The sequence below is a fragment of the Photobacterium atrarenae genome, from assembly GCF_024380015.1.
In the GTDB taxonomy this organism is placed as follows: Bacteria; Pseudomonadota; Gammaproteobacteria; order Enterobacterales; family Vibrionaceae; genus Photobacterium; species Photobacterium atrarenae.
On record NZ_CP101509.1, the window covers coordinates 872,455 to 887,074 of the forward strand.

The following is a 14,620-nucleotide window of genomic DNA, read 5'->3' on the forward strand; positions in this document are numbered from 1 at the left end:
ATGAAAGCTCGTGTATGTGAAAGATCATGGTCGATGGGACTGGTTACCTCGTGGTGCCGCCGCTGAATTGCTACAGCGGGTTGTTTTCCGTGCCTCAAAGGAGGGGGTCAAATGCCTTCCATTTATTGCCTGCTCTGAATACGTTCGGGAGAGTGCGTGATCAGCAGCTGATTCAGGTGTTGCCGGATTGGCGTGGGGAAAAACGGAATGTTTATGCGGTGTGGTATCGGCGCCAGTTCCTGAGTACTCGAGCGGCCGAGCTGCTCGATTATCTGAAGCAGCATGTTTCTTTTTAGCCGGCGGGGGGCATGAGCTCGCTGTATCAAGCGGGACTGTGTGGAACTTGCAGCCCGGATTGAATCATCGGGCTGGCTTGATTGACTCTTGCGGTTTCATGGCCGCCCTATGGTTGCTCAGGCGCCAGAGGGGGGACAAGGATGTTTTCGTCGCAGTCAGCGAAATGGTACGCACAGTTCCGTCCGTTGGCCTTGGCCTGATAAAGCGCTTTATCGGCTTGGGCGATCAGGCACTTGGAAAGCTCATGGATACTGGTTCTTTCCAGCTCCGCCGGGGCGACAAACGTTGTCAGACCGATACTCACCGTGACTTTGCCGTGTTCAACACTGGCCCGGTAACGTTCGCCCGCCGCTTTACTGTCCGCCTCGCCCGTTTGATACATCAGAATAATGAACTCATCGCCGGCAAGACGGGCAACGACATCGCTGTGCCGTGCCGTATCGCTTAAGGTTTTGCTGACAGTACACAGAGCGTGATCGCCTTCCTGGTGTCCCCAGTTGTCGTTGATGGCCTTAAAGTTGTCGATATCAATAATCGCAATCGACAAGGGTGTTTGATAACGTGCACTTTTAGACAGCTCTTTTTCTAGCATTTCGTGAAAGATGCGGCGATTGTAAAGAGCAGTCAGCGGATCTCGACAAGCCAGTTTTTCCAGCTCACGATTTTTCTCCATCAGCTCTTCTTCCACTTTTTTATAAGCGGTCAGATCGTTGTGCGAGCCTAGCATCCGAACCGGCTTACCGGATTTGTCACGGATGGCGACACCCCGGCAACGGACCCACACGGTAGAACCGTCCTTGTGTTTGTAGCGGACGATTTGATCATACGGATGGGTTGGATCCAGGCTGTGTTTGCGGAAGTTTTCCATTGCCGCCTCGAGATCCTCGGGGAAGATCAGATCCTGCCATTCGGAGGCCAAGTGCTTTTTTTCACTGGGCTCGTAGCCAAGCAAGGTCCAAAACCTGTCGTTCATCCACTCATGTTCCGGGTTTTCCAAATCCCAGTACCACAAGCCGTCTAACGAACCATCCTGGAGAAATTCGAAGATACCGTCTTCTTCATTGAGCAGTTGGTAAAGCTCGTTTTTTAGATAATTGTCGTTATTGTTGTTCATCATGCGTTCCTTGGTAATGGAAGCAAAGTCACACTTTCATTGTGTGGATATTATCAAACTTGTTGTTTAAAGGATGGATTTTATCTCTAAAACCGACTTCTGCTCTCATTTTCGCTGAAGTAAGCGGTTTGAATTGAAGTACATCCCTTGGTTTGAATTTACGAAGTATGAATGGGTTGCTTACTGGCGTGCGAGCCGGGTGGCTAAAGATGTCTCCGTTGATCGGCCCAAGCGTGATCAATACAAGGTTTAACTTCATGAAGAGTCGACCGCTTCAAGGCCCGCCACTGCGACGACTGGTGGTTATGGGGAGCGATAAACGCATGTTGTTCAATGATGGGATTTGGCAAAAAGGCTTACGTGCAAGCGTAAGCCTTGTGATGTGTTGACCCGTTACGGCATCGGATTGGCTTGCGCCGCCGCTTCCCAGTCGGTCAACAACTGCATGATCTGACGAGAGTCTTTCGGGCGTGCGGCCGGGCGAGTCAGCGCCTTTTCTCCGGCGCCCAGGGCGGCCAGGACAGCGCGGACCTGATAGAGAAAACCGTCTCCTTCGGCATCGACTGTGATCAGCGTTTCGGCTTGTTCATATTGGGTCAGTCGCAGTTGGTTGACTTGGGTTGGCAACCACGGATTCGTGACCACTTGCAGGCTGCCGGTGGTGCCTAAGATGGTCAACGAGGCATGTAAACCGTAGTCTTCCGCCGTGTGGAGCTGCGCCATGATGCCGTTGCCAAAACGAATGTTGGCGATGGACTCGCACAGGTTCCCATCGCTGCCTTTGCGGCCCGTGGCGCTGATTTGGTAATCCGTTACCGCCTGCTCTCCTATGCACTGTTGCAGGATCAGCTGGAGGAGGGAAGCGGGGTAGCAGCCGAGGTTGAACAGGGCTCCCTTGCTGTCCGGATTGACGAACTGGGCAATCGCGGCGGTGTATTGACCCTGGATCGCGCGTATCTCACCAATCTCACCAGCCTGGAGGATCTGGCAGATCCGGGCGGCGAGTGGATGGTTTAAATACATCAGCCCCTCGGCAAAAAACACCTGATGGCGGTGTACTGCTTCCAGGGCTGCATCCGTTTGCGCCATATCGACGGCCAAGGATTTTTCGCACAAAATTGCTTTTCCGGCGCTTGCAGCCTTAATCACATACGTATGGTGTAAGTGGTTCGGCAAGGCAATATAGATAATATCAACGGCTTCATCGGCAATCAGGGCCTCGTAACTGTCGTATTGAACCGGAATATCATACTGCTCGGCCAGCGCCTGGCGTGGCTCCGGACGGCGTCCTGCAATGGCGTGGATTTGGCTCTGACCATCGGCTGTGATGGCCTCGGCCATGACGCCGGAGATAAAACTGGTTCCCAGAATGCCCCATGTTTTCGGCTGATTCATAACTTTTTGTCCTTACTTCATTGATGGCTTTCGAACGCCCGGACCAGCTCGGTGATCCCCAGTCCGATAAATTCTTGGGTGTGTCTGGCGTGGAAATGGGCTTCAAATGCTGCCTGATCGTCATACCTTTCCCAGAAAATGAAGCGACGTGGGTCCTGGCGATCCTGGGTCGCCATCGCAAATGAGCAGCCGGGCTCACGGTTCATCCCGGCGCAGAACACGTCGATTGCCGCTTTTGCCTCGTCCAGATCATATGCCGCGTGAACCCTGAGCTCTGCGGTAATGAATAGCCCTTGTTCAAACATTGTTTCCCCCTTACATCCAAGTCGTCAGAGGAATTTAATTGACATCTGAGAGTTGATAAACAACGATTCACTTCGATGTTTATCAACTTATAGTTCGGAATATGGACAAATTGAAAAGCATGCAGGTGTTCGTCGATGTCGTGCAACGGGGCAGCCTTGCAAAATCAGCGGCCCATTTTGCAATCACGGCCACTATGGTCGGGAAGCACATCAAGACGCTGGAAAGCACTTTGGGGGCGAAGCTGCTCAATCGCACCACCCGGCGCCAGTCCCTGACGGAAGCCGGTGCGATGTATTACCGGGAATGCCTGCGTATCCTGGATGATATCCAGGAAGCCGAAGATAACTTACAGGCATTCACCAACACACCGATGGGAACCCTGCGGATCAATGCACCGGTGACGTATGGCGCATTGGTTGTGGCACCGATTGTGGCGCAGTTTCTGCAGCAGTTTCCGCAAATGAATATCGCACTGAACCTTGATAACCAGCGGATCGACCCACTCCATGATCCCTTCGATGTCGTGATACGGATTGGTCATCTCGATGACTCCAGCTTAATTGCAAGGCAGATTGGCGACTATCAAATGTTGTTTTGTGCCTCGCCAACCTATTTCCGGCGACACGGCATGCCGCGAGATATTTCTGAGTTGCGTCAGCATGACTGCCTGGGTTTTGACTATGGCGATCTCCCGTTTCACGTCACCAGCCAGGAAGCATTCGTGCAGAACCGTCATCGGCTTCGGCTACGCAGCAATAGCGGGCAAGCCTTAAAAGCCGCTGCGCTGGCCCATGCCGGGATTATTTTGCAGCCGTCGGTATTGCTTCAGCAGGAGCTTGAGCGCGGCCAGTTGGTTGAATGCCTGTTATCCGACCGGCCTGAAGCACGTCCTATCCACCTGATCTATAAAGATAAGTCGCAGTCTCTGAAGATTCGAACCTTTATTGATTTCTTCATGTCACAGGTCTGATCGTTTTGAAGGCGCGCTGGTGATTGTTGAGTGAAAAATGCCACTGGATGCAGCTTGTTGAAAATAAAAGCTATTTTAAGGGTGATATTTAGTTGTATTTAAAATGCATGTTAAATTAAGATGTCCCCAATACAGAGCGAAGCAGGTGAGATGGCAGATGGGGATCGGGGCGTTATTTGGTCGCAGAGCAAGAAAGCGGGCCGAAAGAATTGAACAGATGGAGGCTGAACTCGCGCAGGTCAGCGCGGCGCTGCAGCAGCAACAGGCAGTGGCTAAGCAACAACAACAGGAGCTTTCGGAGCAGGAATCCGCGTTGCAGGCAGCGATGGCTGCCCGGCAGCATTATGAAGCAGAATTGGCTGCACTGTATCAGCGCACGGAGCGGATGCGGAAGTCGTTTGTCTGGCTGGATGAGAGTTTGCAGCAAAGCAGCATTGCCATTGGCACCTCGGTTTCGGTGTCGCATCAAGCCAAGCAACGGATTGAAAAACTAGCCCATGAATTGTCTGAGCTGACGGTATTGCAGGGGCAGCAGATGAGCTCGTTTACAGACTTATCGCAAGAGATCCAAAGCACCGCGGCCGTGATCGGTAAAATCAGCGAGATAGCCAAACAAACCAGCTTACTGTCCCTCAATGCTTCTATCGAGGCTGCCAGAGCGGGCGTACATGGGCGTGGGTTTGCTATTGTTGCCGATGAAGTGCGCTCGCTCTCGGGCACCACGGGGCAGTCTGCGCAAGCGGCCGATACGCTATTATCCAATCTGTCCGGCTGCTCCTCACAACTTGGCGAGGTCAGTGCCAGCCTTTCAGTCCGGGTCGAGCAAATCGCGGGTGACACCGAGAAAACGCTGGATAACCTGGGGATCGAGCTGGACCGGATCGGGGCCACTCAGGGCGATTTGGAAGCGGCCAACTGGCGCTCCAAACTGGAGCTGGCGATGATCGATGAAACCTTCCTGCGCAGCGATATCATCCAGTATGTGAACCGGCCGGACCAAACGGCGCCGCCTGCGGTGATCACTTCTCAGGAGTGCGGGATCGGGAAGTGGTACAACGCGGCGCATGTGCGGGAGAAATTTCAGCACCACCATCAATTTAAAGCGCTGGAAGTACCGCATCACGGGGTACATGACCATGCCGAGCGTGCCGTGGCAATGGCCATGAAGGGTGATCGCGAGGGAGCCCTGCAGGAGATCGTACACATGGAGAACCAGTACCAGCGGGTAGAATCCATTCTGCTGGCCTTGATCGGAGAAACTGATCGCTAACTCAACTGATTTCTGGGGCATTCAATCTGAGCTCAGGGAAAAAAGCAGTCACTGGGCGGCTCTGTTGCTGTTTGCACTTTGACTTAGCCGTCGAACTTCATCGGGCCACATGACTCACTTCACCCAGCCCTTTAGTGCGGGTAATTCGAACGTGAAGGTTACCGTCTTTGGCTGAATCCAGTGCAGGGCGAGCCGTCAGCAAAGCAGATTTTGATGGCTGTCATGCTTACCCGCCGGGCTTTAGTTTTATCCAGCCCTCATAATTGCGTCTGGACGACACGCGTTGGCGCTCAGGCCTGTCGGTGGCAGTCACCGGATTAGCGCGCGGCCATATATTGCTTCGGCGGTCGTCCCAGGGTCTTTTTGAAGAAAGTGATAAAGGCGCTGACGGACTCATAACCCAATTGCTCGGAGACCTGCTGGACCGGATTGCCGGAAGTCAGCTGCTGGAGCGCCACCACAATGTGTAGCTGTTTGCGCCAGTTGCCAAAAGTCAGCCCGGTTTGCTGTTTCACCAACCGCGAGAGAGTCTTCTCGCTCATCGCATACGCGCTGGCCCACTGGGCCATGGTGCGGCGGTCGGCCGGATCGGTCAGCAGGGCGGTGGCAATTTGATTGAGCCGTGGCTCCTGCGGGATTGGGAAATCGAATTGCTCACGCGGCATGGTTGGTAGTTCATCGAGCAATACCTGAACCAGCCTCGCGGTCGGGCTGTCTGCCGGATAATCCTGCGGGCGGGCGGCGAGGGCGATCAGGATTTCGCGGATCAACGGGCTGACGGATAAGGTACAGACCTGATCCGGCATGTCGGCGGCATCGGGCTCAATAAACAACATGTAGCCTTCTCCCTCCGGTGTGAGCTGGTTGCTGTGGGGAACATCGCCCGGGATCCAGACCGCAGAGTACGGTGGTACAATCCAGATGGCATCTTTGATCCGGCTGGTGACAGAACCGCAGGTCGGCATCACCAGTTGTCCTTTGCGGTGCTGGTGGTAGGGCGACTCTGCGACCCGTTCATCGGCCTGGGTATACAGGATATCGACAGCGTGCGTTGTGTTGTCGACATCCGAGAACAGGGGCGTTTGGGCGGTCATCTTGTCCGAATTTAGCAGTAAAATGTCTATTTATCTTAATTCAGCAATCCGTAAACCGTCTATAGTGCCGGGCATGGATTCTTCATTTGGTCATGCTTATGCGAAATAAATCGCTCACGCCCATCTCGTGCTGGTTTTTACTGGCATTACTTTTTATCGCCCTCAATATGCGGGCGCCGTTCACCAGCTTGTCGCCGTTGCTGGATGAAATTAGCCACTCGCTTTCTCTGAGTGCGACTCAGGCGGGCTTGCTGACAACCTTGCCGTTGATTGCATTTGCGCTTTTCTCGCCCTTTGCCTCGGCTCTGGCCAGAAGGTTAGGGCTGGAAGTGACGATTATGCTGGGATTGGTGTTGATCTCTGTCGGGGTGATGGTGCGCGCTATGAGTGCGATCCCGGCATTGTTTTCCGGCACCCTGCTGCTGGGGATCGGCATTGCAGTGGCGAATGTGTTGCTACCCGGGTTGCTCAAGCGCGATCATGCCCGCCACGCGGCATCGCTGACCGCACTGTACGTGTTGATCATGAGTGTCGGGGCCGCACTGGGCTCTAGTGTGGTGATCCCGCTCGCCCGGTTGGCTGAGCAGTCGATGGCGGCAAGTGTCCCAGGTTGGTCCGTGGCGCTACTGTGGTCTTTGCCGCTTTCACTCTGTGCCGCGCTGATATGGCTGCCTCGGCTTTGGGCCAGCCGCCGTGCGACAGTACAACCGACATCCGGCCAGGGGATTGGGCCTTTGCTGCGCTCGAAAGTGGCCTGGCAGATCACCCTGTTCCTCGGCCTGAATTCTTTCATCAACTATGTTTTTGTCAGCTGGTTTGCTGTGATGGCGATGGATCTGGGGTTCAGTGCTGAAAAAGCCGGGATCTACCACGGGTTGATGCAACTGGCAGGGGCTGCACCTGCGTTGGTGATGGTGCCCTTGATGGCCAAAGTGAAGAACGTTCGGTTTATCGCGGCGATAATGATTATGGCGACGTTGGTCGGTGTGGCTGGTTTGATGATGATGTCATCACTGGCGTTGTTCTGGGCACTATTGCTCGGCGTCGGGCAGGGCGGCGCGTTTATTCTCGGCCTGTCGATGATCAGTCTGCGTAGTGACAGCCCGGAGCAGGCCACTGCGTTATCCGGCATGGCGCAGTGCCTTGGTTATCTGCTGGCCGCGACCGGCCCGGTGGTGATCGGCTATCTGTACGAAACCAGCCAGGACTGGGATTCGGCGTTGTCCCTGATGCTGGGGGTGATTCTGGTATGGGGATACTGCGGGTTGATGGCTTGTAAGCCCGTGTCAGAATCGGTGGAAAATGTTTCAGCCACGGCTTGAGGCTTAGTTGCCCGTAGCGTCAGCGCTATCTGTGGCGAAAATGCTTTCTTCCGCCGCTGACGATCTTTCTTTGAGTGACAGCGCGTATCGGCCCGGCATCATTGCCGGGCCGACTTGTTTGTGGCTTTTCTGGACAGGACAGGTGTGTCCGCAGCTTGAGCCCTAAGTTACTGGAACTGAATGTTGAATGCGAACATATCTTTTGGCACAGCGCCAGAGACTGAATTGAAAGGGCCCTGCAAACATGAAACTGCACAATTCAAAAATATCTCTAATAATTCAAAATTATTTGATCTTATCAAAATATGTGATAAATTGGCGTCAGATTTGAGCAACTCGAATCCCCAAACATTGCGATCGCCTGGTAACAGAGGCGGTTGCATACCTGGTGACGCACTTCATGGTTTATATTGTGTGTCGTCAGTGTGCTGGTCAGCCAGCAACCCTGCTTGGAACACAGGGTTAAAATGGAACGGAAAACGGCCCAGTGCAGCTGCTCTGGGCCGTTTTTTCATGGCTTGCTTTCGGGAAGCCCGAGTTGCTTTTGGGAGACCTGAGTTGCTTTACTGGTTGGTTTCCAGCACGTAGTAGTCAATTTCAGCTTGCGTGTGGTCATAGCCAAACCCGAGCTTCTCCAGTACCTTTTGAGACGCCGTATTGACCGGATCAATCCCGGCAATGAATCGGGTTCTCCCGCCAGTGTCTGCCAGGTGATTGATCAGCCCCTGCATCGCTTCAGTTGCCAGCCCCTGTCCCCAGCACGGCTCGGCAATCACATAACCAATGCGGTATTGCGCCGTTCCTTCCGGAAATACAAACAGGTAACCTGCTACCTGATCGGCCAAAGTGATTCGGACAATTGTGCCGATACTGAGCCGGCGATCGAGCCACTGCGCGACATCATCCTGAGTTTCCAGTTGACTGCAGTCCGGCGGCAAATAGCGGCTGACGCTGTCGGTGAACAGGGTTCTGAGTTCCTGGTCGAGTCCCGGCTGGGCTCTGTCCAGCGTTGCGGCTTGCAAGCGCTTTGTCTTAAAAGCAATGGGTTCCATCATCAGGGGTCATTCTCGTTGGGGGATCGAATTGGGTGAGTTTACCATCAATCCTGATCTGGTCGAATCGATCGCCTATTATCGTTGCAAGAGATTACTCCAGCGCGCTGCACACTTGGTTGCGGCCGGACGCCTTGGCGACGTATAGATATTTATCGGCCTCGGCCAGAGCGCGGTCGATACTGCCTTCCAGCTTGGCAATGCCAATGGAAACCGTGATTTTCGGGTCCAGCGGGGCGCTTTCGATACGTTGGCGGATTCGGTTAAAGATTTTCTCTGCTTCTGCCTGGGAATCCGCATTCAGAATCATCAGGAACTCTTCGCCGCCATAGCGAAACACAATGTCTTTCTTGCGGGCATTGTCTTTGAGCAACTGGGAAATCTGCTTAATGACCTTATCCCCGGTGATATGGCCGAAGGTGTCATTGACGCTTTTGAAGTGGTCGATATCCAGCAGGGCCACAAACTGATCCGGCTGCGCCTCAATTTTCCGTTTATTGCGGTGCAGGTGTTTGCGGTTAAACAGCTGCGACAGCTCATCAATCGAAGACTGGTAATGGGCCTGTTTCCGCTTCCGGTTGACCTGGTATACGCTGAGCAGCAGCACAATCGCCACAAAACCAATGGCAGTCATCAGAAAATAAATTCGATCCACCAAGCGAAAGCGATCAATAAACAACATGTAGAGCGTCTGACCGCCGGAATTCATGATGCGATATGAAATATTCTCGCTGCGATAGAGATAATAGCCCTCTGATGTCGGACTGGTTTTGAGGGTGTGCAGCAGTAACTTGTCGATCTTCCCCTTGTTTTCGCTGTGGGAAAACAACACGTTGCCCTGGCTGTCGGTATTGAGCACCATCACGTTGTTGTTCGGGACCGCCCAGAGCTGCGCACTGTTAACGGTGGCGACATAGTGCAGGGGGATCTGGCGATCGGTTGCCGTCAGGATGAAATAGCTGTTGCCGTTATCCGCGAGCGCGATATTGAACGGCGCCTCGCTGGCGTAGTGATCCAAGGCACCAATATTGAGCTTTAAATCGGCGTTGAAGTTCCGGTAGTGAGTCTGATCCAACACATCAATCTGGGAGATATGATTCGACAGCGATTTGGGTAGTGCTTTGACGACGGCGTTGGCCTCATACGTGGTTGTGGCTTGTTGCCTGACCAGCATCAGGGCGGCTTCGATGTTTTGAATTCGTTGTAGATAGACCAGCTCAACCAGTTCCAAATCTTCGGCCTGGGCGCGCAGCTTATAATTGTTGATGAAATTTTTCGGTGTGGTGACCAGCAAAATAAACAGCAAGATCAAAAGTGTTGCGACCAGCTCTCCTTTGACCGGGGAGAAAAACGTTAACAGCCTCAAAATGATCCCTTTCTTATGATCCATGAACACATCTCTGTACAAAGGCAATGTCACGGTAAAGCGGGATCTTGTTGCTATGGTTTACGTTTAGCCGTGTTCCCTTTCCCCAAGCGCCTCAGTTTGAATGCATTTGTTTGATCTCAGAGTTGCTTGACTGACGTCATTCTCCGAATTTAATCATTTAAATGCATATCACGCATACTATATCGTGTGAATGTGACAGTATAATGATGAATGTTTTCAAATAATTACTGCGAAAATGAATTTGTATTGAGCGCTTTGTGAGTGCGCTCAGTCGGTTGGCGTTCCGCCGGAGCGGATCAAGTCGAGTGTGGATGGCAGCGTTTGGATTGTGGCCAGTAAAATCCGATATATTTCCAGCTAACCCAGATCACCAGCGTGGTGGCGACCATCAATTCGAGCAAGGCCAGAGATTTGAGCCAGGTCCAGTGCGGGTAGTCGATCACCAGCCAGTCGGTCAGTCGTTCAATAGCAACAGCACTGATCACCGACGGGAAAGTCAGGGCTGCCAGTGATGGCTGAAAGCGCTGGTTGAGCAGGTTGATATAGAACAGGTACACCAGGATCGTCATGGTGATCGCAACCCCCGCCAAAGCTCCGGTCAGGACAGGATCCGGTTCAGTCATGTTGCTCAGGTAGGCCGCCAGGGACAGATTCACCGGTGCGGCCATAATCGCCAGCGTTGGTCGGGCTGGGCGGGGCAGACGACCGGCAAAACAGAGGCGGTAGAGCACCACGGGCAGCATCATAAAGTAAATGGCGACACAGACGTGGGTCATCAGTAACGCAAACTCGGTATGGCCGAGCTGCGGGCCGGCAAGCGTACCGCTGATTGCCCCCACCGGATATAAGAACCAGCTGGGGTAGAAGTTGATCAGGCGGAAACGTTTGATTTGATGATAAAAGAAGTACACTAGCATAAAGAAATGCAGGGCCAGCGCCGGATACCAGAGTATGCGTGCAACATGGATATGGATCGATGAAAGATAGTCGGCCAGTACCAGCATCGTCATGGTCATCGGGGCCATCAGGCTGCCGTAAAGCGGGTGGCGCAGATCCAGCAGGAAATTGCGCGGAAATAACAGGTACTTGAGGATCACCGGCATCAGGAGGGCTGCCCCCAGCACAGCGCAGATCCCGCGAATAATGTCACCGCTGCCGGGCATGAACAGTGCCCAGGCTAAACCAATGCCCGTGGTCGACAGAGCCAGTGCAGCCTGTGCTGTGGGTACTTGCCTGAGTGTCCCTCGAATTCCCGCCATGCGCGTTAGATCCCCCCATATGTCATTCAAATGTTAATGCAGCGCTGAATTCTACACCAAAGCGATGGGGCAGCGCTCAGTTTTCCGAGTGATATAACAGTGCTGGCGGTCACGTTTTACGGAGCTTTTGGGCCAAAATGGATTTGCGAAAAGTGACAATTCATACCATATTTATAGAGAAGCTTGTAATGAGCCGCTTCTTGCTTAGCTTCTGGAGGATTAAGCTGTTTTCAAAGGGCTCAAGGGTGCAAGTTTCGTGTTGGTGGTTGCGTGAGCGGCTGCTGACAGAGCGGAAAGCTAAGTCGTGATGACTTAGTGACTTACAATTTGGTTAAGTGACAAAAAGTGAAATTACTTCTTCGCCAAATGACAGGAATGTCCGATTTAAAGAAGTGACTGCATCGGACACGGCATACTCAACGTAATGAGTGGCGAAGCCTCAAGTAACAACGGCCTCGGATGCACCCAAGCGGTCACTGAGGTGTTCATAAAACTTAATCCAAGCCGCACTGCAATGGTGCGGCTTTCTATTTGTATAAGCTAAAGAAAAATAAAGACTTTTCTCCATTTTTACCCTGTTTTTGAAGCCATTTGGGCGCATTTTGGAACCTTATAAATCAACAGCTTATGGCGGGGTTTTGGAACCGTTTTTCAGCCCAAAACACGGTTTTTCATCCAGCCATAGGTAAAGGTTTCGTTCTTGTCTCGGGCTTCCGTGATGTCCAGATATCTGGCTCCCTGACTGCAGTTGAGTGACTGCCAGAGAACCGCTTCTCCTTCTTTCCCACGACGTGATAAATACGCCTTTAAGGCTCGGATCGTTGCCGGCCCGATATGGCCATCTATGACCAGGTCATCATAGTAGGCTTGCTTGTTGTTGTAGACGTTCAGCCAACGCTGCAGGAATTTGGCTGCAACGCTTTGGCCCATATTGATGCCGGTATCGATGAGTTCTTCACCAATCACAGCGCTTACGGCGTGAACCTCATTAAACCGGGGTGTTTTGATGTACCGGTTTGTGTAGATCTCGCGGGCCAGTTCCTGGGTAAGCTCGGACATAGGGCCCTGGTATCCGTATTTCCGCGCTGTGGCTTCAGTGATCCCCCAGGTGGTGTTCCCACCAAGATCATCACTATCATTCGAACGGTGGCCTTCCTTCTTCAAAATCTCGCTGACGATTTGCGCCAGAGAGCGTGCTGCAGGTTGTTTACGCATAGTTGCCTCCTTTAGGTCTATGCGCATTCTCATCTCGCCGGCAACGTCATCAGAGGGCGTTCTGTCGCGACGTACCAGGTGTTATCCCCCTATACAGAACGCCCATCTTCAGAAAGCGCCTTCTCACCCCAAATCGTCGTTCCCCCGCACCCCCTGAGAGGGTTAGGGGCGCCCGGGTTGGATGTGGCAGCGTGAAAAATAGGATGGCGCGGCTTACCCCAGCCTGCAAGCCCGGGGGCACAGGATATTGTTCTAAGTTGTGGACCTGTGGATGCTTGTCGCTAATCCCTTGTCCTTGCTGGGTTTGTTGCTTTATTTCATCCATGAGTTAGCCCATTTATTCCATGGGTTCGTGTTTATCTTCCATGCTTTTCACTTTTGTCGTTTTTCGCCGCCGCTCCTCTTTCTTTTCTTCTTTCTTTTTAAAAAAGAGAGAGATAGAGAGCTAAGGAAGAGAGAAAAGGCTAAAAATCGCATCCACAGGTTAGCCATGAGGGGTATTTTTCGTTCCATGGATTTTTGACGGCTCCATGAGTGATTCCATGGATAATTCAAAGCCCTCCGATAGCCTGTAGGCCGCATGAATACTGGGCTCAATGAGTTCTCACCCTTAGGATCCATGGCTCCATGAGTTTTTCTGCCCCCGGTACCAAAATCGTTAACGAGCAAACTGACGTGTTGCTGGTTGATCAGTTCCTGAATTGGAAAAAGGAGAATGAGAACTGCAGTGCGAAGACAGTGACAAAGTACCGGAAGATCCTGGAGCAACTCGGCACTTATCTCGATGGCCAGTACCTTGGAGCTACTTTGGGGACGCTGGAGCAGTTCACTGGCGGCCAGTTGCACCGAATGGGCTATTCGGCCGCCTCCCGAAAGGTGGCCGTTGCTGCGGTTCGCGGGTTCTACAAGTATTTGCGCCAAAGGCAGCACATTAGAACCAACCCGGCGCATGACCTGGTGTATCCGAAATCCGGAAAACGCTTGCCCCGGGCAATGGGGTTGCACAGCGCCGAAGCCATTTTGCTGCAACCGGATTTGGACACGTTCGGCGGCATCCGGGACAGCGCTATGCTGGCTCTGTTGCTGGGGTGTGGTTTCCGGGTGTCAGGCCTGTGTGATCTGAATGAATCAAACCTAGTCTGGTACAAGCACCAGGGCGCAGACCGACTGGCAATTCGGTTACAAGAGAAAGGCGATAAAGAGCGGATGGTCCCGGTACCGTCAGAGGCCATGTTGCTTCTGCAGGCCTATCTTGGCCATCCGGACCTGCAAGGCATTGACCGACTGCTCGATGACGGCGACCAGGTGCTGTTTGTGAACCTGCGGAATCGCCATATTCCGGAGTGGGACTACCGCGGTGAACTCAGGCGGCTATCAACCCGGGCCGTAGACCGGATGATAAAATACTATGCGATAGCTGCCGGCGTTCCTGAAGACCAGGCGCACCCGCATGCCCTTCGCCACTTGTTTGGTACCGAACTGGCCGAGTCTGATGCTTCCACATTGCAGATTCAGTCCCTCATGGGCCATGCCGACCCGAAAACCTCTGCAATCTATACCCATATCGCGATGCGCAAGATGACCAATGTACTGGATAAAGGCAACCCACTCGGCAAGATCTCAACGCCGGTATCCGCTTTGCTGCGTGAAATGCAGAAAGGCGGTGCTCTATGAAACTGAAGCCGCTGCACGACTGGGTGGTGATTGAGCGTGATCCTGTCCAAACCGAAGAAAAAGGCCTCTTTCTTCCAAGCTCCCCATCCAATCAGGGGAAGGTGTTAGCGGTTGGTCCGAAGGTGAAGGATGTTTGGGTTGGAGATGAGGTTCATTTCAATGCTTATTCTGGACTGATATTTGTACATGCTGATTGGCAGCTGACCTTTATAAAGACATCCGACATTGACTATGTAATTGAATAGTTGAGAACTTTGTCTTT

The 14,620-nt window shown here is 52.8% G+C and carries 13 protein-coding genes; 5 read left to right on the plus strand and 8 right to left on the minus strand.

Annotated features, from left to right (window positions below; all coding sequences use genetic code 11):
- Positions 1–403 precede the first annotated feature (403 nt).
- From NNL38_RS19960 to NNL38_RS19970, 3 genes are all read right to left on the minus strand, one after another.
- Positions 404–1,414 carry a sensor domain-containing diguanylate cyclase gene (locus tag NNL38_RS19960; protein ID WP_255392197.1) on the minus strand — a complete coding sequence of 337 codons (1,011 nt, stop codon included), beginning with the start codon at positions 1,412–1,414 and terminating at the stop codon, positions 404–406.
- A gap of 390 nt (positions 1,415–1,804) precedes the next feature.
- Positions 1,805–2,806 carry a Gfo/Idh/MocA family protein gene (locus NNL38_RS19965; protein WP_255392198.1) on the minus strand — a complete coding sequence of 334 codons (1,002 nt, stop codon included), beginning with the start codon at positions 2,804–2,806 and terminating at the stop codon, positions 1,805–1,807.
- A gap of 17 nt (positions 2,807–2,823) precedes the next feature.
- Positions 2,824–3,111, minus strand: a complete 288-nt coding sequence (locus NNL38_RS19970; protein WP_255392199.1) for a putative quinol monooxygenase — start codon at positions 3,109–3,111, stop codon at positions 2,824–2,826.
- A gap of 101 nt (positions 3,112–3,212) precedes the next feature.
- On the opposite strand from NNL38_RS19970, the gene NNL38_RS19975 reads away from it, so the two are divergent.
- Both NNL38_RS19975 and NNL38_RS24750 read left to right on the plus strand, forming a co-directional pair.
- Positions 3,213–4,082 carry a LysR substrate-binding domain-containing protein gene (locus NNL38_RS19975; protein WP_255392200.1) on the plus strand — a complete coding sequence of 290 codons (870 nt, stop codon included), beginning with the start codon at positions 3,213–3,215 and terminating at the stop codon, positions 4,080–4,082.
- A gap of 217 nt (positions 4,083–4,299) precedes the next feature.
- Entirely contained in the window at positions 4,300–5,352 is a 1,053-nt protein-coding gene (locus NNL38_RS24750) for a methyl-accepting chemotaxis protein (RefSeq protein WP_304414212.1), read from the plus strand.
- A gap of 317 nt (positions 5,353–5,669) precedes the next feature.
- Here NNL38_RS24750 and NNL38_RS19990 read toward each other — a convergent pair whose 3' ends face one another.
- Positions 5,670–6,446 (minus strand): AraC family transcriptional regulator, encoded by a 777-nt coding sequence (locus tag NNL38_RS19990; protein ID WP_255392201.1) that lies wholly within the window; start codon positions 6,444–6,446, stop codon positions 5,670–5,672.
- A 98-nt stretch (positions 6,447–6,544) separates the two neighbouring features.
- Here NNL38_RS19990 and NNL38_RS19995 point away from each other — a divergent pair, with 98 nt between their 5' ends.
- The gene (locus NNL38_RS19995; RefSeq protein ID WP_255392202.1) at positions 6,545–7,768 is read left to right on the plus strand and encodes an MFS transporter; all 1,224 of its coding nucleotides are present in this window, start codon (positions 6,545–6,547) and stop codon (positions 7,766–7,768) included.
- Positions 7,769–8,331: 563 nt separating this feature from the next.
- Here NNL38_RS19995 and NNL38_RS20000 read toward each other — a convergent pair.
- The 4 genes from NNL38_RS20000 to NNL38_RS20015 all read right to left on the minus strand — a co-directional run bounded on the left by NNL38_RS20000 (position 8,332) and on the right by NNL38_RS20015 (position 12,684).
- Positions 8,332–8,823: a GNAT family N-acetyltransferase gene (locus tag NNL38_RS20000; protein WP_255392203.1), complete on the minus strand. Its 492-nt coding sequence runs from the start codon at positions 8,821–8,823 to the stop codon at positions 8,332–8,334.
- A gap of 91 nt (positions 8,824–8,914) precedes the next feature.
- Positions 8,915–10,210: a GGDEF domain-containing protein gene (locus NNL38_RS20005; RefSeq protein WP_255392204.1), complete on the minus strand. Its 1,296-nt coding sequence runs from the start codon at positions 10,208–10,210 to the stop codon at positions 8,915–8,917.
- Between the two features lie 296 nt (positions 10,211–10,506).
- Positions 10,507–11,469, minus strand: a complete 963-nt coding sequence (locus tag NNL38_RS20010; protein WP_255392205.1) for a TDT family transporter — start codon at positions 11,467–11,469, stop codon at positions 10,507–10,509.
- A gap of 651 nt (positions 11,470–12,120) precedes the next feature.
- Entirely contained in the window at positions 12,121–12,684 is a 564-nt protein-coding gene (locus NNL38_RS20015) for a glycoside hydrolase family 108 protein (RefSeq protein WP_255392206.1), read from the minus strand.
- 627 nt (positions 12,685–13,311) lie between these two features.
- Between NNL38_RS20015 and NNL38_RS20020 the strand changes: the two genes are divergently transcribed.
- Positions 13,312–14,358, plus strand: coding sequence for a tyrosine-type recombinase/integrase (locus tag NNL38_RS20020; protein ID WP_255392207.1), 1,047 nt, complete (start codon positions 13,312–13,314; stop codon positions 14,356–14,358).
- Entirely contained in the window at positions 14,355–14,603 is a 249-nt protein-coding gene (locus NNL38_RS20025; RefSeq protein ID WP_255392208.1) for a co-chaperone GroES, read from the plus strand. The genes NNL38_RS20020 and NNL38_RS20025 overlap by 4 nt, the downstream gene beginning before the upstream one ends.
- The last annotated feature ends 17 nt before the right edge of the window (positions 14,604–14,620 follow it).